At 64.0% G+C, this 23537-nt stretch carries 23 protein-coding genes and 1 tRNA gene; 17 read left to right on the plus strand and 7 right to left on the minus strand.

Annotated elements, in window-relative coordinates; translation table 11 throughout:
* Nucleotides 1-242 precede the first annotated feature (242 nt).
* A complete protein-coding gene (locus tag SO139_RS16245; protein ID WP_449378204.1) occupies nt 243-494 on the plus strand; it encodes a DUF3311 domain-containing protein in 252 nt (83 codons plus the stop codon).
* Between the two features lie 66 nt (nt 495-560).
* Nucleotides 561-2114: a monocarboxylate uptake permease MctP gene (gene mctP, locus SO139_RS16250; protein ID WP_449378205.1), complete on the plus strand. Its 1554-nt coding sequence runs from the start codon at nt 561-563 to the stop codon at nt 2112-2114.
* Nucleotides 2115-2172: 58 nt separating this feature from the next.
* Here mctP and SO139_RS16255 read toward each other — a convergent pair whose 3' ends face one another.
* Complete coding sequence (locus SO139_RS16255) at nt 2173-2412, minus strand: hypothetical protein (protein WP_449378206.1); 240 nt, start codon at nt 2410-2412, stop codon at nt 2173-2175.
* 237 nt (nt 2413-2649) lie between these two features.
* Between SO139_RS16255 and SO139_RS16260 the strand changes: the two genes are divergently transcribed.
* Nucleotides 2650-3009: a hypothetical protein gene (locus SO139_RS16260; protein ID WP_449378207.1), complete on the plus strand. Its 360-nt coding sequence runs from the start codon at nt 2650-2652 to the stop codon at nt 3007-3009.
* A gap of 110 nt (nt 3010-3119) precedes the next feature.
* Here the strand turns inward: SO139_RS16260 and SO139_RS16265 are convergent, their stop codons facing one another.
* On the minus strand, nt 3120-3494 hold the full coding sequence (locus SO139_RS16265) for a hypothetical protein (protein ID WP_449378208.1): 375 nt from the start codon (nt 3492-3494) through the stop codon (nt 3120-3122).
* A gap of 525 nt (nt 3495-4019) precedes the next feature.
* Here SO139_RS16265 and SO139_RS16270 point away from each other — a divergent pair.
* Nucleotides 4020-4478 carry a hypothetical protein gene (locus SO139_RS16270; RefSeq protein ID WP_449378209.1) on the plus strand — a complete coding sequence of 153 codons (459 nt, stop codon included), beginning with the start codon at nt 4020-4022 and terminating at the stop codon, nt 4476-4478.
* Nucleotides 4479-4517: 39 nt separating this feature from the next.
* Entirely contained in the window at nt 4518-7991 is a 3474-nt protein-coding gene (locus tag SO139_RS16275; protein WP_449378210.1) for a DUF4132 domain-containing protein, read from the plus strand.
* A 41-nt stretch (nt 7992-8032) separates the two neighbouring features.
* On the opposite strand, the gene SO139_RS16280 is transcribed toward SO139_RS16275, so the two are convergent.
* Both SO139_RS16280 and SO139_RS16285 read right to left on the minus strand, forming a co-directional pair.
* Nucleotides 8033-8109, minus strand: a tRNA-Arg gene (locus tag SO139_RS16280).
* Nucleotides 8110-8396: 287 nt separating this feature from the next.
* Nucleotides 8397-9938 carry an ATP-binding protein gene (locus tag SO139_RS16285; protein WP_449378211.1) on the minus strand — a complete coding sequence of 514 codons (1542 nt, stop codon included), beginning with the start codon at nt 9936-9938 and terminating at the stop codon, nt 8397-8399.
* 350 nt (nt 9939-10288) lie between these two features.
* Here SO139_RS16285 and rpmH point away from each other — a divergent pair, with 350 nt between their 5' ends.
* The 10 genes from rpmH to dapE all read left to right on the plus strand — a co-directional run bounded on the left by rpmH (nt 10289) and on the right by dapE (nt 19254).
* Complete coding sequence (rpmH, locus tag SO139_RS16290) at nt 10289-10423, plus strand: 50S ribosomal protein L34 (RefSeq protein WP_008542748.1); 135 nt, start codon at nt 10289-10291, stop codon at nt 10421-10423.
* Between the two features lie 29 nt (nt 10424-10452).
* Nucleotides 10453-10830 carry a ribonuclease P protein component gene (rnpA, locus tag SO139_RS16295; RefSeq protein ID WP_449378212.1) on the plus strand — a complete coding sequence of 126 codons (378 nt, stop codon included), beginning with the start codon at nt 10453-10455 and terminating at the stop codon, nt 10828-10830.
* A gap of 16 nt (nt 10831-10846) precedes the next feature.
* Nucleotides 10847-12700: a membrane protein insertase YidC gene (gene yidC / locus SO139_RS16300; protein ID WP_498540225.1), complete on the plus strand. Its 1854-nt coding sequence runs from the start codon at nt 10847-10849 to the stop codon at nt 12698-12700.
* 138 nt (nt 12701-12838) lie between these two features.
* Nucleotides 12839-13492, plus strand: coding sequence for a ribosome biogenesis GTP-binding protein YihA/YsxC (yihA, locus tag SO139_RS16305; protein ID WP_449378214.1), 654 nt, complete (start codon nt 12839-12841; stop codon nt 13490-13492).
* Nucleotides 13492-13860, plus strand: a complete 369-nt coding sequence (locus tag SO139_RS16310; protein ID WP_449378266.1) for a DUF423 domain-containing protein — start codon at nt 13492-13494, stop codon at nt 13858-13860. Before yihA ends, SO139_RS16310 begins: the two co-directional genes overlap by 1 nt.
* A 108-nt stretch (nt 13861-13968) precedes the next feature.
* Nucleotides 13969-14856 carry an acetylglutamate kinase gene (argB, locus tag SO139_RS16315; RefSeq protein WP_449378215.1) on the plus strand — a complete coding sequence of 296 codons (888 nt, stop codon included), beginning with the start codon at nt 13969-13971 and terminating at the stop codon, nt 14854-14856.
* 155 nt (nt 14857-15011) lie between these two features.
* Complete coding sequence (locus tag SO139_RS16320; protein ID WP_498540228.1) at nt 15012-15998, plus strand: DUF1036 domain-containing protein; 987 nt, start codon at nt 15012-15014, stop codon at nt 15996-15998.
* 204 nt (nt 15999-16202) lie between these two features.
* Entirely contained in the window at nt 16203-16898 is a 696-nt protein-coding gene (locus SO139_RS16325) for a pyrimidine 5'-nucleotidase (protein ID WP_449378216.1), read from the plus strand.
* 92 nt (nt 16899-16990) lie between these two features.
* Entirely contained in the window at nt 16991-17836 is an 846-nt protein-coding gene (dapD, locus tag SO139_RS16330) for a 2,3,4,5-tetrahydropyridine-2,6-dicarboxylate N-succinyltransferase (protein WP_449378217.1), read from the plus strand.
* Between the two features lie 251 nt (nt 17837-18087).
* Entirely contained in the window at nt 18088-19254 is a 1167-nt protein-coding gene (gene dapE / locus SO139_RS16335; RefSeq protein WP_449378218.1) for a succinyl-diaminopimelate desuccinylase, read from the plus strand.
* A 182-nt stretch (nt 19255-19436) separates the two neighbouring features.
* On the opposite strand, the gene truA is transcribed toward dapE, so the two are convergent.
* The 3 genes from truA to def form a co-directional block, all read right to left on the minus strand.
* Nucleotides 19437-20174 (minus strand): tRNA pseudouridine(38-40) synthase TruA, encoded by a 738-nt coding sequence (gene truA, locus SO139_RS16340; RefSeq protein ID WP_449378219.1) that lies wholly within the window; start codon nt 20172-20174, stop codon nt 19437-19439.
* 115 nt (nt 20175-20289) lie between these two features.
* Nucleotides 20290-21225, minus strand: coding sequence for a methionyl-tRNA formyltransferase (gene fmt, locus SO139_RS16345; RefSeq protein ID WP_449378220.1), 936 nt, complete (start codon nt 21223-21225; stop codon nt 20290-20292).
* Between the two features lie 137 nt (nt 21226-21362).
* Nucleotides 21363-21890, minus strand: coding sequence for a peptide deformylase (gene def, locus SO139_RS16350; RefSeq protein ID WP_449378221.1), 528 nt, complete (start codon nt 21888-21890; stop codon nt 21363-21365).
* 170 nt (nt 21891-22060) lie between these two features.
* Here def and SO139_RS16355 point away from each other — a divergent pair, with 170 nt between their 5' ends.
* The gene (locus SO139_RS16355; protein WP_498540226.1) at nt 22061-23257 is read left to right on the plus strand and encodes a DNA recombination protein RmuC; all 1197 of its coding nucleotides are present in this window, start codon (nt 22061-22063) and stop codon (nt 23255-23257) included.
* Between the two features lie 78 nt (nt 23258-23335).
* Nucleotides 23336-23537 (plus strand): GIY-YIG nuclease family protein (locus tag SO139_RS16360; RefSeq protein WP_498540227.1); only part of this gene is annotated, 202 nt, incomplete at its 3' end.

Genomic DNA, 23537 nt, shown 5'->3' on the forward strand with positions numbered 1-23537 from the left:
GGCAGGTCATCGATCACGTCGCGCCACCTCCCGTTGGCGCTGGCGATCTCCGCGCGCTGAAGGCCCGCCATAACCGAAAGAAGATGGAACCCGGGAACACGTGATGCGTTACGACGACGCGGATGAGAAGGCCGCGTTGGAAGGTGACGAGATCCAGGCATCGCTGCCGGGATTCTCGCGATAGCTGCGCCACCTTCCGCATCATCGACCGGCATGGGCGCACCTCGGTGAAGGAGGGCTGCATGTCAAATGGCGTCGGTTCGAGATCTAGCATCCGGGAATCAGCCACCGGCCGGCAGGACGAAAAACGTACCGGATGGAGCTGGTGGTACCTGCTCCTCCTCATTCAATTCGTCGCCGTTCTCTGGCCGCCGTTCTACAACATGGCCGAGCCTGAGCTCATCGGCATCCCATTCTTCTACTGGTACCAGCTTCTCTGGGTCATCGTTGGAGCCATCCTGACCGCGATCGTCTATTTCGCGACGGAGGAATAGTCCGGTCGCGGGTGCAATCACGCGAGGGGAAACAATAACGCGGGAGGGCCAATCGGGAGGAATGCCGTGCAGGACGTCAACTGGACTGCCTTGATCATCTTCCTGGTGCTGTTTGCCCTGATCACGTGGCTCGGCTTCGCCGCGGCGCATTGGCGCAAGGGCGATCTCGATCAGTTGCACGAATGGGGGCTTGGCGGACGTCGCTTCGGCACGATCGTCACCTGGTTCCTGATCGGCGGCGACCTCTACACGGCCTACACCTTCATCGCCGTTCCGGCGCTGGCTTTCGGGGCCGGTGCGGTCGCCTTCTTTGCCGTCCCGTATACGATCATCGCGTATCCCATCCTCTTCCTGGTTTTTCCGCGGCTTTGGTACGTCTGCCACCGGCACAACTACATCACGGCCGCCGACTTCGTCCGCGGGCGCTTCGGCAATCGCTGGCTTGCACTGGCGATGGCGGTCACCGGCATCGTCGCGACATTGCCCTATATTGCGCTCCAGCTTGTCGGGCTTCAGGTCGTGATCGGAGGAATGGGCGTTTCCGGCGAGGGCTATAGTGGCGACCTGCCGTTGCTGTTCGCGTTCATCATCCTCGCCGCCTTCACCTATTCGAGCGGACTGCGGGCCCCCGCGTCAATCGCCATCGTCAAGGACATCCTGATCTACATCACGGCGTTCGCCACCATCGTCCTCGTTCCCATACAGCTAGGCGGCTTTGAGAAGATCTTCGCAGCCGTACCGGATTCGAAACTGCTGCTGGCTACGCCCGGCGCCAACACGACCGGCGCGTACGGCGCCTACGCGACGCTGGCGCTCGGATCGGCACTGGCGCTCTTCCTTTACCCTCATTCGATCACGGGCATCCTGAGCGCCAGCAGCGGACACGCCGTCAGGCGCAACGCGGCACTTTTGCCGGCCTATTCATTCATGCTTGGCCTGCTAGCGCTGGTCGGCTTCTTCGCCATTGCCGCAGGGGTCGGCAATCTTCCCGAATACGCGACCGGCTTCAAACAGTTCGGCAACAACTTTGCGGTGCCGGCCCTGTTCCTGCACAGCTTCCCGTCATGGTTCGTCGGCATCGCCTTTGCAGCCATCGGCATCGGAGCGCTCGTACCGGCCGCGATCATGTCGATCGCTGCCGCCAATCTCTACACGCGCAACATTCACCGCGAATTCATCAATGACGCGCCCACCGACAAGCAGGAAGCGCAGATGGCAAAGTTGGTGTCGCTCATCGTCAAGTTCGGCGCGCTGGCCTTCATCGTGTTCGTGCCGTCGAAATTTGCGATCTATCTGCAGCTCCTCGGTGGAATCTGGATCATCCAGACGCTGCCTGCCGTGATGCTCGGCGTCTACACGCGATGGTTCAACGATTGGGCACTCTTCGTCGGATGGGCCGCGGGAATTGTTGCCGGGACCGCGATGTTCGTCGCCGCGAACCTTACCCCGACCTATGCTCTTGCGGTAGGCGACTTCAGCTTTCCCGGCTATTCGGCGCTGTACGCCGTGGTTCTCAACCTCGTTCTGACACTCGTCCTCACGCCGCTGTTCAATCTCGTCAGCCGCACCTCGACCGATGAGACTCTCGCGACCGAGTATAGGGCGCCGTTGCGAACCTGAGAAAGATCGCAAGACGGAAAAGTGCACTGCGCACACCGATGCCGGATCACGTCACACGCTATGCCCGGCCCTTGATCTCATAGTGACCCGGCACGCATTTGTAGCGTTCGATCCGCCAGTTCGAATGATACAGCGGATGTTCACCCATCCACTTCGCAAGCGGCGCCTGCGCCCCCTTCATGCAGTCCTGAAACGTGATGTCGGGCGTCATGCTGCTGTCGGTCACGATCTCCTCGACGCAACTGCCCGCGGCGGCGCCGCCGAGGTGACAGAGAATTGCAACGACGGTCACGAACATTGCATCGCATCCCTTCCGGTTCGCCGGGCCGGCTGCGTGCACGATTGCAGCGTCCTCGCCCTTCAGCGGGGCCGATCTTACCGAGGGCTATCGACGCGTCATCCTACTTAGGTCCTGATCGTACTTTGGTCCTGATGCGGCTCCCTAGCCGCCCCGGACTACATATCGTTGTGCTCGATCAATTCAGGCTGGTTCCGCCGGGACAGAGAATCGGCTCTATTTGCATTGGAGACGAGTATGGCTCGAAATGGCTTGGTGCCGATGGCCGGCGTACGTGCGGCTCATCGGAGTGCGGCTCACAGAATCGTCTATCTGATCGTCGACAACGTCGTGGGATGGCCCGGCCGCGCACGCCTGAAGCTCGAGGTCGAACGATCCGATCTCGAAACCATGATCGCCAGCCTTGTCGACGGTCACTTCAATGATCCGGTCCGCATCATTGCCTTCGACCCGAACGCCCACTTGTCGAAGGACATCTCGAGAGAGCTCGCGGAGGAAATCCAGACACGTTGCGACATCGATGCCGTGCCGGTGCCGGAGCACATCCAGCGCTTCGTCAGATGCCACATGACCGCTCCCGCAGCGATCGCTCATTGATCTCGGCGCAGGGATGTCACGAATCGTCTTATCCGGCGAACAGCGTCCAGATCGCCAAGAACTGCAGTCAGCAGCTTAGCGAGGTCTTTGCGAACCAATTCCTGGCGCAATTAGTTCTTGGCGTTCCGCGTCTTGCTCGCTCCTCTGAGCGGGACCGCCGGTGATGGAGCCGGATTGTCCCAGCCCGCCATCTGCAGACAGGTGAGCAGATCGACATAACTTTGTATTCCCCCTTGCGAAGCCTCGCCTTCGCAAGTGTCACGCATCGGAGCAGGAACGGTCAGCCAGGTCTTACTCAGCTGTTGCTGTGCGAGTGTCTCGTCACGCATGCATTCGCCGGCGTCCTGCGCCAGGGCGAGCCCCGACGCCTTGTCGTCGGCAGAAACGTCCCTGCAAAGAGCTTCCACGTTCAGGATGGGCACGCGGTCTGAAATCAGGACCGCAGGGTGGCCAAGAAGCGATAATGCCAGCAGCGCTGCTTTCATCGGATCCTCCCCTTTTGAATTGGATTGGACGGGGCAGCTCGCGGAAACTTAGACCTGATTTATTTCCGGCTGGCTTCGTCTGGCCGAGAAAGGGTTTCGCTCTTGGGGCGTGCGCAATCTTGCCCGTGCGCCCTCCTCGCGACGCTTACGGTAATGGCGCAGAACAGCGCTTGAAATTGCTAGCAGAAATGGCGCGCCACGGCCGATAAAGATGGGCACTACTGCTTCGCCGCGGCGCTATGATGCTGCGGCCGCCAAGACGATCCAGACAGCGGCGCCTCTCCGGCGGCGACAGCCTTCAAGAAATTGAATTTGGGCTCGTAGGGGTCACGCATCTAGCGATGCGTGGCACGGTTCCACACAACCTTCAAGCTGGGAACGATTCGGACGTCCGACCTTCAGCATTTGACCCGCATGCTTAATCCAAAATTGAGCATAACATCTCCATCCCAACCGAGCGCATTTTCAGAATCGTAATCCCCGTTAGGTCATTCTACCTGCGCGAGCGTGCCGGGAGAGCGATGCATGAGTGCGGTGCTGGACATCTATGACGAGCAGCGGCCCGGCGCCGAGCGCCAGTTGCGCCACCGGCTCGAATTGCCGGCCGAACGAATGACGGCCCGCGACCTGATCCGCTGCCGCATCGAGGCGGACCTGGCCATCCATAATGCCGTTGAACGCGCGCGCCTTGACGGGACGATCGCCGCCCAGGACGCCGACCGCGACGCGCGCAACAAATGGCTGGTCGCGCCCGGCGGGGTCGAGCGAGCGTTGAACGGCCCGCGCGCATATGGTCCGGGTGTCAAACGCCTGCGCCCGATCAAGAGCGAAACCTTGATCGCGGTCGCGCTCAAGGCGTTCGCGAGCAACGGCTTCTTCATGATCTTCGACGGCCGTCAGATCGTCGACCTCGACGAGGTTCTGACCGTCAAGGAGGACAGCGCCGTGACCTTCCTGCGGCTCGTGCCGCTGGTCGGCGGCTGAGGATTTCAACGCACGTTAGAGTTTGAAGGAGCATGATGCATGGCGCTGCTCGACTTGTTCACCACCACGAAGGTCCGTACCCTCGAGGATTGGTCGCCGGATGTCCCTCGCTCGCGCATCGACATGAACGCGCTGATCGCCGACATGCGGCGGTCGGGCGTCGCAGCGCTCGATGCCTTTCTGGCCGAGTGCCTCGACACCGATCGCAGTTCCCATGATATCGACTACTGTCGGCCGGCGCAGATCGTCGGCGAGCTACCCACGAGCGACCGGCTGCGGTTCGTCGCACGCGCGGCGCAGACCTCGGCGGTCATCACGTATATCAACGCGACATCGCCTGAAACGATTCAAGCGGCCAAAGCCAAGATCTGGGCGACCCTGCTCGATCGCGCCGTTTGGTCAATCGAGAACTCGAAGATCCAGCTCGACGATGAGGCAGTTGCCGCTTTGGCGCGCGCCGCACGCATCCACTTACCGGTGCCTGGGACGTGTCATCCCATGCACCTTGCCAAGTTCCTTGTTGGCTGCACGCCCGAGCCGATGAGCCACGCGCAGCGACGAGCACTCGCCGAGGCCGCCGACGCGATCGATGGCTTTGCGTGGGAGTCCCATCGTTATGGCATCGCCTTCAACGCCGTCGAGCCCTTGTATCAACGGCTCGGGCGCAATTTTTCCGAAAGCGCCCTTTTTCAGCGCGAGGAGCGGGCAAAGGATACGTCGCGCCTGGCCGTCGCCCATGTTTGCGAGGAGACAAGTCCAACGCTCAAGGCATTGATCGAGGCGCTCTGCGAGAGAGCCCCGCAAGAGGTGCAGAAGTCTCTCGCAGCGGAGATATTGGCTTTTTCCCCACCCGCGAAGGGGGAAGCACTTGCCATGATTGTCGAGGTAGATCGCCGCAAGGAGGCGCTGGTAGCAGGAAAAGTCGCGAAATTCCCTCCTTACAGCGAGTATTCGAGTATCACAGGCATTGGCAACATTTCCTGCAACTTATCGGGTCCAATTCCGGATCTGGTCGGTCAGCTTCTCAGGACCAAGGTCGTCGCCGGCGACGCGGCGGCTGCCGCGTTGCTCATCGCGATGCCAACCGCAAACGTGATGCAGGACCTTCGGGTCATCAACATTGCGATTGCGACGATGAAGGCGGAACCCGCGCCGCAAACCAGACAGGCCGCCGTCGCATGTCTTGCGTGGATCGCGAAGCACGACGGGGTTTGGGCGGCCGACAAGTCTTTTCGCGCCCAGGCTGCGCACCGCCTCAAGGCCGCGCTCGACAACACCGGCGCCGCAGCGGGCGCCAAGGCTACAGCCGAGGGGCCGTTGCCGCCGCGCCCCATACTGAACGGATGGGCCAACGCCGTTGCATTCGAAAAGGAGCTGACGACCTACTACGGCAATCTCAACGACTTGCGAAAATGTGCGCCGCAGGAGTTCGCCTTCATCGAGGACTATCTGAAGGGACCTGAGCAACCCACAACGCGATTTAAGGTCACGGAGGGGATGACACAGGAAGGGTTTGCCGAAGAGTGGGCGATAAGCCACTGGCATACGAACAGACGCCAGTTCCCAGAAGCGCTCATGGAGCGGATGCGAAAGGCCGCACAGGCGCCCGCGGAATTTCATGCGGCGTGGAAGGCGCTGCATGGTCACGCCTACGAACTCGAGGGCAAGAGCGCGCCGTCGGACAAGTGGATGAAGGCCGCGCGCCCGTCTATCGCGAGCTTGAGTCCGGAGCAGCGGACCGCGTTTCTGACCACGGTGCTCGACATCCTCACGCCGGCGATGGGATTTCCGACCGACAATCTGGCACGCGCGGTCGTCTACCTCTCGGCCGACTGTGCAGCCGATGCTGTCGGACCGTTCCTGACACGCTACGCGCAGAACGTTTGCTTCGATGCCGTTCCCGGCTGGGGCATGCGCAACGAGCGCCTCGGCAACGCCTGCCTGTGGGCCTTGATCCACCTCAAGGAGGGTGGCGGCGTGCCTTATCTGGCCCGGCTGCTGACGCGCATAAAATATCCGAAGGTGAAAAAGCGTATCGAGGCGGCGCTGAACGAAGCGGCGGCCGAAGCGGGCATCGCCCGCAGCGAGCTCGACGAGCTGTCGATCCCGACGCATGACCTTAACGCGCGCGGCGCCGCCGAGATCGCGGTCGGTGAAGGCGCGGCGCTGCTGGCGATCGCGGGCACGGCCTCGATCGACGTGACGTGGCGCGCGGCGAACGGGAAAGTGTCCAAATCCGTCCCGGCCGCGCTCAAGGAGCACAAGGACGCGATCAAGTCGGTCAAGGCGCTTGCCAAGGAGATCGAGGCTGATCTGGCCGTTCAGCCTCCACGCCTGCAACGCTTGTGGCTCGATGACCGGCGCTGGACGGCCGAGATCTGGCGGCAGCGTTACGCGGAGCATCCCTTGCTCGGCGCGCTGAGCCGCCGGTTGATCTGGAACGTGCACCACGGAGACGGCCGGGTCGCTGCCATATGGTCAGATGACGGCATGACCGACGTGAGCGGCAAGCCGGTTTCGATCGACGGCGCGGAGATCACGCTCTGGCATCCGATCGGCTGTGCGGTCGAGGAGGTGATGGCATGGCGGGAGAAGCTCCGTGCACTGGATATCACGCAGCCGTTCAAGCAGGCGCACCGGGAAGTGTATCTCGTCACCGACGCCGAACGGCGTACCGGCGCCTACTCGAACCGCTTTGCCGGGCACATCGTCAAGCAGCACCAGCTCATGGCGCTGGCGCGCCTCAATGGCTGGATGATCACGCATCGTATCTGGGCCGACAGGCCCAACGACGAGCCGACGCACATCGTGCTGCCGCGGCAGGGTCTCGTCGCGGAATTCTGGACGGCGGGCGCCGGCGGCGATGATCCCGAGGTCAGCGAGTCGCAGGCTTATCTCTATCTGACGACCGATCAGCTCCGCTTCTACCGGATCGCAGATCCCGCCAAGCCGGTCGTCGCATCGGCGCGCGGCCCGGAAAGGGGAGCAGTCGTCAATATCGAGGACGTCCCGCCGCTCGCATTGTCCGAGGTGATGCGCCATTGCGACCTGTTCGTCGGCGTCGCCTCCGTCGCGAACGACCCCTATTGGGCCGATGGCGGCCAAGCCGCGGAACATCCCAACCAGTGGCGCCGCACGGTCGGCACCGCGTACTGGCGGAGGCAGGCTTTCGGCGATCTCAGCGCGATGGCCGAGACGCGCCTTGCTCTGTTGACGGCGCTTCTGCCGAGTCTAGCCATCGGCAAGGTCTCCCGCATCGTCGACGGCAAATATCTGCGCGTCGAGGGCAAGCGGCGCGCCTACAAGATTCATCTTGGCTCCGGCAGCATCCTCATGGAGCCGAACGACCGGTATCTGTGCATCGTCCCGGCGTCGGCGGCGTGGGCCGGGGCCGAGGTGCGCCTGCCGTTCGAGGGCGACAACATGCTGTCGATCATCCTGTCAAAGGCGGCCATGCTCGCCGACGATGACAAGATCACCGACGCCAGCATCCTGAGCCAGCTCGAACGGTGAACGCGGACGGCAGGTTTTGAGTGACCGGCTTTGCTGCGAAATGGCGCGCCCGGAACGATTCGAACGTCCGACCCTCAGATTCGTAGTCTGATGCTCTATCCAGCTGAGCTACGGGCGCGTGTTTCGCAAACAGCTGTGCGGGCGAGGCCCGCACGCAGCCTCCGGACGGAGCCTGAGGGGGTGCGAAAGAGCGCTCTGACTAGCCGCTCTTGTCCCGGTTGGCAAGGTCTGGGAGGGCGGTATTTGGGGCATTTGCGCCTCCCCACGATGTCATTCCGGGGCGATGCGGAGCATCAAGCCCGGAATCCAGAGGTTTTGGCGCGAGATTCCGGGTTCTCGCTACGCGAGCCCCGGAATGACGCGTGGGTGCTCGGAAACGCGGCGCCGGTCGGCCGCTGGCCGACCTTACGCCCTCGCCCGCTCGTTGCGAATGGAGAGGAGTTCCACGGGGCGGTCGGGGATCACGATCCGGAAGGTGGCGCCGATGGTGCCCTCGACGAGGTGAATGTCGCCGCCATGGGCGCGGACGAGCTCGGCGGCGATCGCGAGCCCAAGACCACTGCCGCCGGGGCGGCCCGAGGTCTGGAACGCCTCGAACAGGTGCTCCCGGGTCTTTGTCGGCACGCCGGGGCCGGTGTCGGAAACTTCCAGAATCGCGACCGCACCCTCGCGCTTGCCGGTGATCCGGATCTGCTGCGGGCTGGTCGCGCTCGCGGCGTGGGTTTCCAGCGCCTGCGCCGCGTTGCGGACGAGGTTGAGCAGCACGCGGAACAGCTGGTCGGGGTCGGCATCGATCGACAGCCCGCGCTCGATTGCGGCAACCCAGGTGATCGAGGCATCGGAGCCAAGGCCCGCGGTCTCGCGCACCTCCACGACCACCGGCTCGATCAAAATCAGGCGGCGATCGGGCGCGGCCTCCTGGGCGCGGCCGTAGGACAGGGTCGACTGGCAGAACGCGATGGCGCGCTCGAGCGAGCGCACGAGCTTGGGCGCAAAGCGCTGCACCCGCGGATCGGGCACGCTCGCAAGCTGGTCGGACAACAGCTGCGCTGAGGCCAGCAGGTTGCGCAAATCGTGGTTGATCTTGGAGACGGCAAGGCCAAGCGCCGCGAGCCGGCTCTTCTGATGCAGCATCGACATCAGGTCGCGCTGCATGTCCGACAGCTCGCGCTCGGCAACCCCGATCTCGTCGCCGCGCTGGCTCGGCACGATGATTCCCGCCGAGCTCTCGGGGTTTTCATGGAAGCCCACCAGGCTCGCGGTCAGCCGCCGCATCGGCCGCACGAACAGATAGTGGAGCGCGAGATAGACGAGGCCCGCGGTCAGGACCGCGATGAACAGGGCGACGACCACGACGTTGCGGGAGAAGCGGTACATCGCCTGCCGCAGCGGCAATTCATCGGTGACGACCTCGATGAACTGCGCATTGCCGCTCGCCGGGCCGACGATGCGGATGGCCTGGTTGCCGGTCTCCAGCATCATCTGGAAGGAGCCGGTGATCGCCTGCCATGCCGTCATCTCGCGCAGGTCGATGTCGTGCTCGATCGCGGCAGGCAAGTCGGCGCTGGCGAGCAGACGGCGCTGCTGGCCCATCTTGATCGCGACCGCGCGCGCATTGATGCTCCTGAGAATCTGCCGCGACAGCGAGTCCGGGACCATGCCGAGCGGCGCGGCGTCGAGCACCAGCGCTGCGGTGTTCGCCGCGGCGACGCGGTCGTTCAGCCGGTTGACCCAGAAGTTGGCGATCGCGGGCACGTAGAGCATGCTCGCCGCGATCATCACGAGGGGGACGGTCAGCAGCAGCAGCTTGCCGGACAGGCCGAGCCGGCGCGGGGCACGCGGCCGCACCGCCGCCGGGTCAGGCGGCCCCATGGATTCCAGGTCTTGGCGCCCTAGGTCCTGGCGCTCCAAGCCCCTTTGGGCGGGCTGAAGGTCTGTCGCTGACACGAATATCGCCTTCGTTGGCCTCGACTCGCGGAGGATGCGGCCCCTGACACCGGTCGGTCAAATTACGGATCGCTAATCTGCCAACGTAGGATGTAGGCGCGGAAACTGCGAGTCGCTACCTCCACTGGGAAAAACCCCGCGGAAACAGCGATATTCGCCAATTGGACCCGCCGCGCAGCGTTGACGAAAAGGGGACGCTCCCTTATAAGCCGCGCCGAATTGTCCGCGATGACCCGGTGTGACACCGGGAGCGGCTCTTTTGGGGCCGGAAAGGGCCCGCTTTGGGCCGCATCTTTCGGACGTATCCATCAATTCCAAAGGCAAATTGCCCGGTCAGCGGAGAACAACCCGTGAAGCGGACTTATCAACCCAGCAAACTGGTGCGCAAGCGCCGTCACGGCTTCCGTGCCCGCCTCGCCACCGCCGGCGGCCGCAAGGTCCTCGCCGCCCGGAGAGCCCGCGGCCGCAAGCGTCTGAGCGCCTGAGCCGGACTGGCCCTTTTTGGGATTTCATCATGGATCGGCTGAGGCAGCGGGCGGATTTCCTCGCCGTTGCCAATGGCGCGCGGGTGAACAGGCCCGCGTTCGTCCTGCAAAGCCGTTGCCGCGATGACGCCGGCCCGATCAGGGTCGGCTTTACCGTTACCAAAAAAAACGGCACTGCCACCGAGCGCAATCGCATCCGGCGCAGGCTTCGCGAACTGGTGAAGCGCTGCGACCCAGTGTCGATGCACCCCCACCATGATTATGTGCTAGTCGGCCGCAGGGACGCGCTCACGCGCGACTTCGCGGTCATGCTCGACGACCTCCGCGCGGCGTTCGCCCAATCGCAGCGCCCGGCGTCGAAGGGACGTGGGCAGAAGCCCTCACTCACGGGCCGCAAACCGGACTGATGACGAGAATCCAGAGATGACCGACAATCGCAACACCATCATCGCCGTCATTCTGTCCGGCCTGGTGCTGATCGCCTGGCAGTATTTCTACAACGTGCCGCAGATGGAGAAGCAGCGCGCGCAGCAGCAGGCTCAGGCCGAGCTCCAGAAGAGCACGCCGCAGCCGACAGCCACCGCGACGCCCGGCGCCACGCCGCAAGCCGGCAACGCAGGCCAGCCGTCGGCGGCGCCGGCCGCGAACCAGCAGGCCCAGCCGGTCGTTGCCCGCGACACCGCGCTTGCCGCAGCCCCGCGCGTGAAGATCGACACGCCGCGGCTTGCCGGCAGCGTTTCGCTGAAGGGCGGACGCATCGACGACCTTGCGCTGGTGCAATACCGCGAAACGGTCGATCCGAGTTCGCCGCCGATCGTCCTCTATTCGCCCTCGGGCACGGCGGAACCCTATTACGCCGAGTTCGGCTGGGTGCCGGCGACGGGTGTCACGGCCAAGCTGCCGGACGCCCAGACCATCTGGCAGCAGGACGGCAGCGGCAGCCTGACGCCGTCGACGCCGGTGGTGCTGAAATGGGACAATGGCGAGGGCCTCAGCTTCCGCCGCACCATCTCGGTCGACGACCACTATCTCTTCACCATCAAGGACGAGGTGAGCAACGTCGGCAATGCGCCGGTCACGCTCTATCCTTTCGCCCTGATCTCGCGCCACGGCACGCCGCAGGTCTCGGGCTACTACATCCTGCATGAAGGCCTGATCGGCTATCTCGGCGACCAGGGCTTGCAGGAATACGCCTACAAGAAGATCGACGAAGCCAAGCAGGTGAACTTCAAGGCCACCAACGGCTGGCTCGGCATGACCGACAAGTACTGGGCCTCGGCGCTGTTGCCCGACACCAATGCCCAGCTCCAGGCCCGTTTCTCGTCGAACCCCACCGGCAATTTGCACACCTACCAGACCGACTATCTGCTCGATCCCGTCACGGTCGCGATCGGCGGCACCGCGACGGCCAATGCGCGGCTGTTTGCGGGCGCCAAGGAAGCCGGCGTCGTCGGCGTGTTCCCGTTCGCCGGGCTCGGCGGCTACAATAAGGATCTCGGCCTGAACCATTTCGATCTGTTGATCGACTGGGGCTGGTTCTACTTCATCACCAAGCCGATGTTCCTGGGGCTCGACTTCTTCTACCGCTTCTTCGGCAATTTCGGCATCTCGATCCTGCTCGTGACCGTGATCGTGAAGCTGCTGTTCTTCCCGCTGGCGAACAAGTCCTACGCCTCGATGGCGAAGATGAAGTCGATCCAGCCGCAGCTTCAGGCGCTCCGCGAGCGCTATCCCGACGACAAGGTGAAGCAGCAGCAGGAGATGATGGAGATCTACCGCAAGGAGAAGATCAATCCGGTCGCCGGCTGTCTTCCCGTGGTGATCCAGATCCCGGTGTTCTTCTCGCTCTACAAGGTGCTGTTCGTCACCATCGAGATGCGGCACGCGCATTTCTACGGCTGGATCAAGGACCTCTCGGCGCCGGATCCGACCAATTTGTTCACGCTGTTCGGGCTGATCCCGTTCGATCCGACCACGATCCCGGTGTTCGGCCACTATCTCGCGCTCGGCGTCTGGCCGATCATCATGGGCATCACGATGTGGTTCCAGATGAAGCTCAACCCGACGCCGCCGGATCCGACGCAGAAGATCATCTTCGACTGGATGCCGCTGATCTTCACCTTCATGCTGGCGGGCTTCCCCGCGGGCCTCGTGATCTACTGGGCCTGGAACAACACGCTCTCGGTGATCCAGCAGAGCTTCATCATGCGCCGCAACGGCGTGAAGGTGGAGCTGTTCGACAATCTCAAGGCGACGTTCGCAAAGAAGGCGACGTAGCCACAACTTCGAACCTCATCCTGAGGAGCGGCCGCAAGGCCGCGTCTCGAAGGATGGCCACGGGCACCGGGGTCTTCATGGTTCGAGACGGCGCTTGACGCGCCTCCTCACCATGAGGGACTAGCACTGGGCCGTGGCATGAGTGACGACATCGACGACAGGCTGATCGAAGCGGGGCGAAAGCTGTTCGCGCGCGAGTGGCGGTTCGTGTGGGCGTCGCCCTCGATTCAAACGCTGCCACCGATGGCGGGGCTGGAGGTCGCCTTTGCCGGACGCTCCAATGTCGGCAAGTCCAGCCTGATCAACGCGCTGACCGGCCGCAACAATCTCGCGCGCACCTCGCATACGCCAGGGCGGACGCAGGAGCTGATCTTCTTCGAGGGCCCCGACAACACCGGCCTGCGGCTCGTCGACATGCCCGGCTATGGCTATGCCAAGGCGCCGAAGACGCAAGTCGCATCCTGGACCGACCTGATTCACAAATTCCTGCTCGGCCGCGCGTCACTGGCGCGCGTCTACGTGCTGATCGACGCGCGGCATGGCCTCAAGGATGTCGATCTCGAAATCCTGAAGACGCTCGATCGCTCGGCCGTCAGCTACCAGATCGTGCTCACCAAGGCCGATCAGGTGAAGGCTTCCGAGCTTGGCAGCCGCATCACCGAGACCGAAGCGGCGCTGGCAAAGCACCCGGCCGCGTTTCCCAACGTGCTCGCGACCTCCTCGCGCAGCTCGACCGGCATGGAGAGCTTGCGCGCCGCGATGGCGCGGCTCTTGGAAGAGCGGGCATCGTGATGCCACGATTGTTGCGCCTGCCGATCGTCCTTGCCGGCCTGATGGGCGCGGCCGGCGTAGCGCTGGCGGCAGCCGCCGCCCATGGCGACGCCGCGGGCCGGCTTGGCCCGGCAAGCGCCATGCTGCTGTTTCATGCAACCATCATATTTGCCACCGTCGCACTGATCGCGCACGGCCTTCTGCACGGCGAAATTGGTCTTGTCGCAGCGTTCGGCTTCGTAATCGGGGCAGGATTGTTCGCGGGCGACCTCACCGTGCGCCAATATGCCGGCCACGGACTGTTTCCTTATGCCGCGCCGACCGGCGGCACGCTGTTGATTGCGAGCTGGCTGGCGGTGAGCGTCGCTTCGATGTGGCCAAGGAAGTAACGCTTCAACTTACCCTCCCCTGAAGAGGGAGGGTAGGAACATCGCTTTGCGTGAACGCCGCCAATCGGATAGAACGCGGCCGACAGTCCCGCCAGCGAGATCCGCCCCATGACCGACATCTCTCCGCTCGACCAGGCCCGCATCCTGTCCGAAGCGCTGCCGCACATGCAGCAGTACGACGAGGAAACCATCGTCATCAAGTATGGCGGCCATGCCATGGGCGACGAGGAGACCGCGAAGAATTTTGCCCGCGACATCGTGCTGCTCGAGCAGACTGCCATCAATCCGGTGGTCGTGCATGGCGGCGGGCCGCAGATCGCGACCATGCTCAAGCGCCTCGGCATCGTCTCCGAATTCGCCGCCGGCCTGCGCATCACCGATGCCGCGACCATCGAGATCGTCGAGATGGTACTGGCCGGCTCCGTCAACAAGCAGATCGTCGGCTACATCAACGAAGCTGGCGGCAAGGCCGTGGGGCTGTCCGGCAAGGACGGCAACATGGTGAAGGCGTCGAAGACGACGCGCACCATCATCGATCCGGACTCGCATATCGAGAAGGCGGTCGATCTCGGCTTCGTCGGCGACCCCGAGAAGGTCGACCTCACGCTGCTCAATCAGCTGATCGGCTACGAGCTGATCCCGGTGCTGGCGCCGCTCGCGACCTCCAAGGAAGGCCTGACGCTGAACGTCAACGCCGACACCTTTGCAGGGGCCGTCGCCGGCGCGCTGAAGGCAAAACGTCTGCTGCTGCTCACCGACGTGCCGGGCGTGCTCGACAAGTCGAAGAAGCTGATCCCGCAACTCTCCGTCAAGGACGCGCGGAAGCTGATCGCCGACGGCACCATTTCCGGCGGCATGATCCCGAAGGTCGAGACTTGCATCTATGCGCTCGAACAGGGCGTGCAGGGCGTCGTCATCATCGACGGCAAGATGCAGCACGCGGTGCTGCTCGAGCTCTTCACCAACCAGGGCACGGGAACGCTGATCCACAAGTGATGGACGAGCGGCAAAAGAGAGACGTCATGGCCGGGCTTGTCCCGGCCATCCACGACCTTTCGGCCCATACAAAGAACGTGGATGCCCGGGACAAGCCCGGGCATGACGAGCAGAGAACGAGGCGGCACGGTCGCTCTCCCCTCACTCGCTTCCTGATGACCCTGCCGACAGCGGCTTTGTCTTTCTTCTTCTCCTCCGCCCCGGCTCTCGCCGACCTCAAGATCTGCAACCGCATGTCCTATGTCGTGGAAGCCGCGATCGGCATCGACGACAAGGCGGCGACCGCGACGCGCGGCTGGTTCCGGATCGATCCCGCCACCTGCCGCGTGGTGGTGCAGGGCACGCTGACCGCCGACCGTATCCTGCTCAACGCCCGCGCGCTCGGCGTCTATGGCGCCTCGCCGATCCCGCAGAACGGCAGCGACATGCTGTGCATCGCGCAGGAGAATTTCGTGATCGCCGCCGCGCGCCAATGCCGCAGCGGGCAAACGCAAGCCGCCTTCACCCAGGTGACGCCGACCCAGGGCGACGACGGCAACCTCATCGCCTATCTGGCCGAGGACTCAGAGTATGACGACGAGCAGGCCCGGCTCGCCGGCATCCAGCGGCTGCTGGAGATCGCCGGCTATGACGCCGGCGCGATCGACGGCGTCGACGGGCCGAAGACGCAATCAGCGCTCGCCGCTTTCCTCAGGAGCCGCGGACTGCCGTCCGACGTCGTGCAGTCGCCCAACCTCTTCAAGACCATGGTTGACGCGGTGCAGACACCGTCAACGAGCGGCCTGACCTGGTGCAACGACACCCCGCACAGGGTGATGGCGGCGGTCGCGACCGACGACGGCAAGGCCGTGACGAGCCGCGGCTGGTACCGCATCGATCCCGGCAAGTGCCTGCATCCTGACGTCGCCGGCCAGCCGAAACAGATTTTCAGCTTTGCGGAAGCCGTCGACGCCGACAACCGCACCATCAAGCTGAAGGACAAGCCGCTGAACTGGGGCGGCGAGAAGCAGCTTTGCACGCGCGAGACCAAGTTCGAAACCAACGAGCAGGCCGATTGTGGAGCGCGAGGATTTGCGGCGTCGGGATTTGGCGCGGTGGACATGAGCAGCGGCGGCAAGACGCTGCGCTTTGCGATGCCGTGATGGTGTTGATGGGATGATGACGACGACGCCACACACTCCGTCGTCGTCCTGGCGAAAGCCAGGACCCACTACCCCAGGATTGGGTTTGGCGAAGAACGACGACCAGAGTGCCCCATCGATAAATCACGCGGTATGGGTCTTGGCTTTCGCCAGGACGACGATTGAGCGCAGAGCGCCGCCGCGGTCAACGGATAGAGATTTGTGATGACCCCACCCCGCCCCTTCACCCATATCGACACCTGGGTGTTCGATCTCGACAACACGCTCTACCCGCATCACGTCAACCTGTGGCAGCAGGTCGATGCGCGGATCGGTGAGTTCGTTTGCAGTTGGCTGAACGTGACGGCTGAGGAAGCCCGCAATATCCAGAAGGACTATTACCGCCGCTTCGGCACCACCATGCGCGGCATGATGACACTGCATGGCGTGCGCGCCGACGACTACCTCGCCTATGTGCACAAGATCGACCACTCGCCGCTGGAGCCGAACCCGGCGCTCGGCGAGGCCATCGCGAAGCTTCCGGGGCGCAAGCTGATCCTGACCAACGGCTCGGTCGACCACGTCGATGCCGTGCTGTCACGGCTCGGCCTCGCCACGCACTTCGATGCGGTGTTCGACATCATCGCGGCCGAATTCGAGCCGAAGCCGGCGCGGCAGACCTACCAGAAATTCCTGAGCCAGCACGCGGTCGATCCGACCCGGGCCGCGATGTTCGAGGACCTCGCCCGCAACCTCACCGTTCCGCACGAGCTCGGCATGACCACGGTGCTGGTGGTGCCCGACGGCACGAAGGAAGTGGTCCGCGAGGACTGGGAACTGGAAGGCCGCGACGCCGCCCATGTCGACCATGTCACGGATGATCTGGCGGGGTTCTTGGCGAGGCTGTCGCCGAAATCGTAGCCCGGCTGAGTATGCCTTGACTCCGCGGGCCCGAATCCCGAAAAAGCGTCCCAATTCATCACGCATCTCCGTCTTCCCGAGAGGAAATCCCGATGTCCCTCCAAGCCCTCGAATCCACCATCAACGGCGCCTTCGATGCGCGTGACGGCATCTCGACCTCCACCAAGGGCGAAGTTCGCGAGGCCGTGGATCATGCGCTGGAGATTCTGGACAAGGGCGAGGCGCGCGTCGCCGAGCGTGAGGCCAGCGGCAAGTGGAAGGTCAATCAGTGGCTGAAGAAGGCGGTGCTGCTCTCCTTTCGCCTCAACGACATGAGTGCCATTCCCGGTGGTCCCGGCAAGGCCTCCTGGTGGGACAAGGTGCCCTCGAAGTTCGACGGCTGGGGCGAGAACCGGTTTCGCGACGCCGGCTTCCGTGCCGTGCCCGGCGCGATCGTGCGCCGCTCGGCCTTCATCGCGCGCAACGTCGTGTTGATGCCGTCCTTCGTCAATCTCGGCGCTTACGTCGATGAGGCGACCATGATCGACACCTGGTCGACCGTCGGCTCTTGCGCGCAGATCGGCAAGCGCGTGCACATCTCCGGCGGCGTAGGCATCGGCGGCGTGCTCGAGCCGCTGCAGGCCGAGCCCGTCATCATCGAGGACGACTGCTTCATCGGCGCGCGCAGCGAGGTTGCCGAGGGCGTCATCGTGCGCAAGGGCGCGGTGCTGGCCATGGGCGTGTTCCTGGGCGCTTCGACCAAGATCGTGGACCGCGAGACCGGAGAGGTCTTCGTCGGCGAAGTGCCGGAATATTCGGTGGTGGTGCCGGGTGCGCTGCCCGGCAAGCCGATGAAGAACGGCCAGATCGGCCCAAGCACCGCCTGCGCGGTGATCATGAAGCGCGTCGACGAGCGCACGCGATCGAAGACCAGCATCAACGAGCTGCTGCGGGATTGATCTGCGTCTCCAAGGTCGTCCTGGCGAAAGCCAGGACCCGTACCGCGGAATCCCTCGTTGCGGATCGTCGAAGTACCGGGCAACGAATCTTCGCCAAACTACGCCCTGTGGTAATGGGTCCCGGCCTGCGCCGGGACGACGCCGATATCGGAATCGGCTCGCGCGTCGCAGCCCTGGGACCAGCAGAGCGAGCTCGAATTTGTCCCGCCCAGCGCTAGCCCGCCCAGCGGCATGCATGTTAAGCGGGGGTCATGACCGATGCCCTGTCCATTGCCCGCGATCTCATCCGCTGTCCCTCGGTAACGCCGGCCGATGCCGGTGCGCTCGGGGTGCTCGAAAGGCTCCTCACTGAGGCCGGCTTCACCTGCCATCGCGTGACCTTCTCCGAAGCAGGCTTTGCCGATGTCGACAATCTCTACGCGCGGATCGGCAGCGAAGGTCCGCATATCACCTTTGCCGGCCACACCGACGTGGTGCCGCCGGGTGATGAAAGCGCCTGGAGCGTCGGTGCGTTCTCCGGCGAGGTGAAGGACGGCGTCCTGCACGGCCGCGGCGCGGTCGACATGAAGGGCGGCATCGCCTGCTCGGTTGCAGCGGTGCTGGAGCATCTCGCTGCGAACGGCGGCAAGGCGCGCACTGACGGCAAGGGCTCGATCTCCTTCCTGATCACGGGCGACGAGGAAGACGTCTCGATCAACGGCACGATCAAGCTGTTGAAGTGGGCCGCGGCGCGCGGCGAGACGTTCGATCATTGCGTGCTCGGCGAGCCCTCCAATGTCGAGACACTCGGCGACACCATCAAGGTCGGCCGCCGCGGCTCGCAATCCGGCACGCTCCATGTCGAGGGACGGCAAGGCCACGTCGCCTACCCACACCGCGCGTCCAATCCGGTGCCTGATATCTCCCGGCTGATCGTGGCGATCTCGGAGGAGCCGCTGGACCATGGCAGCGCGCAATTCCAGGCCTCCAACCTGGAATTCACTTCCGTCGACGTCGGCAACTCCGCCTACAACGTGATCCCCGGCCAGGCCCGCGCCAAGTTCAACATCCGCTACAACGACAACCACACGCAGGCGAGCCTGCGTGAGCTGGTCGAGACGCGGCTGACCAAAGCCTGCGGCAACCGCATCCGCGCGCACATCGCCTGGGAGCCTTCGAACTCCAACGTGTTCGTCACCAAGCCCGGCCCGTTCACCGATCTCGCGGTCTCCGCGATCGAGGAGGTGACGGGACGCAAGCCCGAGCTGTCGACATCAGGCGGCACCTCGGATGCGCGCTTCATTTCCAGCTATTGCCCGGTGATCGAATTTGGCCTCGTCGGCCAGACCATGCACCAGGTCGACGAACGCGTAACGGTGGCGGACCTGGAGAAGCTGACGAAGGTCTATCGCGGGATTTTGACGCGGTATTTCGCTTAGGGCTTCCGCTGCCGCCGTTCACTCCGCCGTCGCCTCCCACTCCGCTGTCATCGTCCGCGAAGGCGGACGATCCAGTATTCCAGAGACAGCGACGAATACGGAGGAGCCGCGGCGTACTGGATTCCCCGCCTTCGCGGGGAATGACAATGGAGAGCGTGGCAAGAGCCTCAGTCGCTCGTCGCTTAGTAATCCACCCGCACCAGATACAGCCCCTGCGGCGGGGCGACGATGCCGCAGGCGGCGCGGTTGCGGGCGGCGAGCGCCGCGGAGAGGTCATCGGCGCTCCAGCGGCCTTCGCCGACCCAGACCAGCGAGCCGACCATCGAGCGGACCTGGCTGTGCAGGAAAGAGCGCGCCGAGGTGAGGATCGTCACCTCGCGCCCGTCGCGCAGCACGTCGAGCTGGTCGAGCGTCTTCTCCGGCGATTTGGCCTGGCACTCGGTATCGCGAAAGGTCGTGAAATCGTGCTTGCCGATCAGGCGCTGTGCGGCCGCGTGCATGGCGTCGGTGTCGAGCCGGCGCGCCACGCGCCAGGCATGGCCGGCATCGAGCGCGAGGTTGGCGCGCGTGTTGACGATCCGATAGCGGTAGTGGCGCTTGATGGCCGAGAAGCGCGCCTCGAAAGTTTCCGGCACGATCTCAGCTTCGAGCACCGCGATCGGAGCGGGGCGCAGATGCGCGTTCAGGCCATCGCGAAGGCGATCCGGCGCAAAGGGCTTTTCGATATCGACATGCGCGACCTGGCCAAGTGCATGCACGCCGGCATCGGTGCGGCCGGCGCCGTGCACGCGCACCGCCCTGCCGCACATTGCCTTCACGGCCATCTCGAGTGCGCCCTGCACGGAAGGCAGCGTCTCCTGCACCTGCCAGCCGCAGAACGGCGCGCCGTCATATTCGATGGTGAGCTTGTAGCGGGGCATTTTTCCCGGTGTCATCGTCCGCGCAGGCGGACGATCCAGTACGCCGTGACGGTTCGGTCCAATTTTCAAGTGCCTCGGCGTACTGGATACCCTGCCTTCGCGGGGTATGACAGTGTCAGGTGAATTTCGCACCCGCCTTCAGCGGCACGCCGCGCAAGAAGTCCGCAGCCTGCATCCGCGCCTTGCCCTCGCGCTGCAGCTCGATGATGCGGATCGCACCCTCGCCGCAGGCGATCGTGAGGAGGTCGTCGAGCACCTCGCCCGGCGCACCCGAGCCTTTTGCTAGCTCACAGCGCAGGATTTTGACGCGGGCGTTCTCGGTCACGCCAGTGAGCTCGCTCCAGGCGCCGGGAAACGGCGACAAGCCGTGGATGTGGCGTAGGACCGCGCGCGCCGGCTTGCTCCAGTCGATCCGCGCCTCGGCCTTGTCGATCTTGGCCGCATAGGTGACGCCGTCCTCGCTCTGCTTCTTGAGCTGGAGCCCGCCGCGTTCGAGCGCGGCCACGGCGCGCACCATCAGGTCTGCGCCGAGCCGGGCGAGGCGATCGTGCAGATCGGCGGCGGTCATGGTGTCCGAGATCGCAAGACGCTCGGCCATGGCGACGTCGCCGGTGTCCAGCCCCACGTCCATCTTCATCACCATGACGCCGCTCTCGGCATCACCAGCCATGATCGCGCGGTTGATCGGCGCGGCACCGCGCCAGCGTGGCAGCAGTGAGGCATGCAGATTGTAGCAGCCGAGCTTTGGGGCATCGAGGATCGCCTGCGACAGGATCATGCCGTAAGCGACCACGACGGCCGCATTGGCGTCGAATGCGCGGAATTCGTCGAGCGCTTCCGGCGTCTTCAGCGTCTTTGGTGTCAGTACGGGAATGCCGAGCTTTCGCGCGGCGTCTTCCACCGGCGTCGGTTGCAACTGCAGCCCGCGCCGCCCGCCCGGCTTCGGCGCGCGAGTGTAGACGGCCACGATCTCGTGGCCATGCGCGACGAGCTCGAGCAGCGTCGGCACGGAAAAATCGGGCGTGCCCATGAAGATGAGGCGGAGAGGCATGGGGCGAGACAATCCTCAGAACGAGCAAGGTACTCGTCATGGCCGGGCTTGTCCCGGCCATCCACGCCCTTCTTGCTCGCGGAGCGAAGAACGTGGATGCCCGGCACAAGGCCGGGCATGACGGCGGAGGAGGCGCCTCACTCCACCGCGCGCTTGGCGGCTTTCTCGAACTTCTTGAACACGCGGTCGCGCTTGAGCTTCGACAAATAGTCGACGAACAGCACGCCATTGAGATGGTCGATCTCGTGCTGGATGCAGGTGGCGTAGAGCCCTTCGGCATCCTCCTCGTGCAGCTTGCCGTCGAGATCGATGAAGCGCACCCGCACCTTCGCAGGCCGCTCGACCTCCTCGTAATATTCGGGGATCGACAGACAGCCTTCCTCGTAGACCGACAGCTCCTCGGATGAGGCGACGATCTCCGGATTGATGAAGACGCGCGGCTCTCGCGCGGTCTCGCCGTTCTCGTCACGCTTGGCGAGGTCCATGGTGATGAGGCGCAGGGGTTGCGCGACCTGGATCGCCGCAAGCCCGATGCCGGGCGCGTCGTACATGGTCTCGAACATGTCGTCGGCAAGCTTGCGGATCTCCGCCGTGACCTTCTCGATCGGCTTGGAGACCAGACGCAACTGCTTGTCGGGCAGGATGATGATTTCTCTTAGGGCCATGGCGGCGATTTAAGCCGGCCGCCCGATGCGGTCAATGTGGCCGGGAACACCGTTAAAGGTTCGCTAACCATAAAAATTAGGCTTCCGTTAACCATAAAAATTCACTGCTGGTTAACCATAAATGTTCCCTCTTCGTTCGCGCGCTCTCGCGAATCGGCTAGAAGGACTACATGAACGAGATCATTTTTACCGCTGGCGACTGGCCGGTGCGCACCGTGGATGCGCTGATCGGCTTCGGTGTGCTGGCCCTCATCCTGCTCCTCGTGATCGCCATCGTGATTGCGCGCGGCTCGCGGCGGGGCGCGGAACTCGCCATGGCCCAGACCATCCGGGCCGACGAGCTGGAGGAGCGCCTGAGCCAGATGCTGCACGCCCAGAGCGAGGCGTCGGGCCGCGTCGACGCCATGGCGCAGGCGCTCGCCGGCCGCCAGGCCGAGATGGCGCGCGCGGTCAACGAGCGGCTGGATTCGGTCACCCATCGCGTCGGCCAGTCCATGGAGCATACGACCCGCAACACCATGGAGAGCCTGCGGGCGCTGCACGAGCGGCTCGGGATCATCGACAGCGCGCATAAGAACCTCACCGACCTGACCACGCAGGTGACGACCTTGCGCGACGTGCTCGCCAACAAGCAGTCGCGCGGCGCGTTCGGCCAGGCGCGGATGGAAGCGATCGTCCAGGACGGGCTGCCGAAGGGCTCCTACGAGTTCCAGTTCACGCTCTCGACCGGCAAGCGGCCCGACTGCGTGGTGTTCCTGCCCGACCAGCGCCCGCTCTGCATCGACGCCAAATTTCCGCTGGAGGCGATGACTGCGCTGCACGACGCGCGCACCGACGAGGAGCGGCGCATCGCCACGCAGCGGCTGCGCGGCGACGTGGTGAAGCATGTCAGCGACATCTCCGAAAAATATCTCGTCACCGGCGAGACCCAGGAGATGGCGCTGATGTTCGTGCCGTCGGAGTCGGTCTATGCCGAAATCCACGATGGCTTCGACGACGTGATCCAGAAGGCCTATCGCGCCCGCGTCGTGCTGGTGTCGCCCTCGCTGCTGATGCTCGCAATCCAGGTCATGCAGCAGATCATGAAGGACGCGCGCATGCGCGACGCCGCCGACCAGATCCGTACCGAGGTGATCAAGCTCGGCGACGATCTCGGTCGCCTGCGCGATCGCGTGCTGAAACTGCAGAAGCACTTTGCCGACGTGAACGAGGACGTGCGCCAGGTCCTGATCTCGGCCGACAAGATCGAGAAGCGCGCCGGCCGCATCGAGGAGCTCGATTTCAGCAAGACTGACGCGCCGGAGGGGCCGCGGCTCGTCGCAAGCGGCCCAGAGCTGTTCCCGCGCAAGCTGCAAGCGGGGGAGTGATCGTCTTAGATGAAGTAACCTGCCGCCCGCTGTCGTCGCCCGGCTTGACCGGGCGACCCAGTATCCCAGAGACGTCAGATGAGCGCACGCTGCTACTACGTCTACATTCTGGCCAGCAAGATCGGTGGAACGCTTTATATCGGTGTGACAAATGATTTGGTCCGCCGGGTGGCCGAGCACAGGCTGAAATTGGTCGAGAGCTTTACGAAGGAATACGACGTCCTGAAGCTGGTCTATTTCGAGCAGTTCGATGATCCCGAGAATGCGATCAAGCGGGAGA

The sequence above is a fragment of the Bradyrhizobium sp. UFLA05-89 genome (assembly GCF_059803475.1).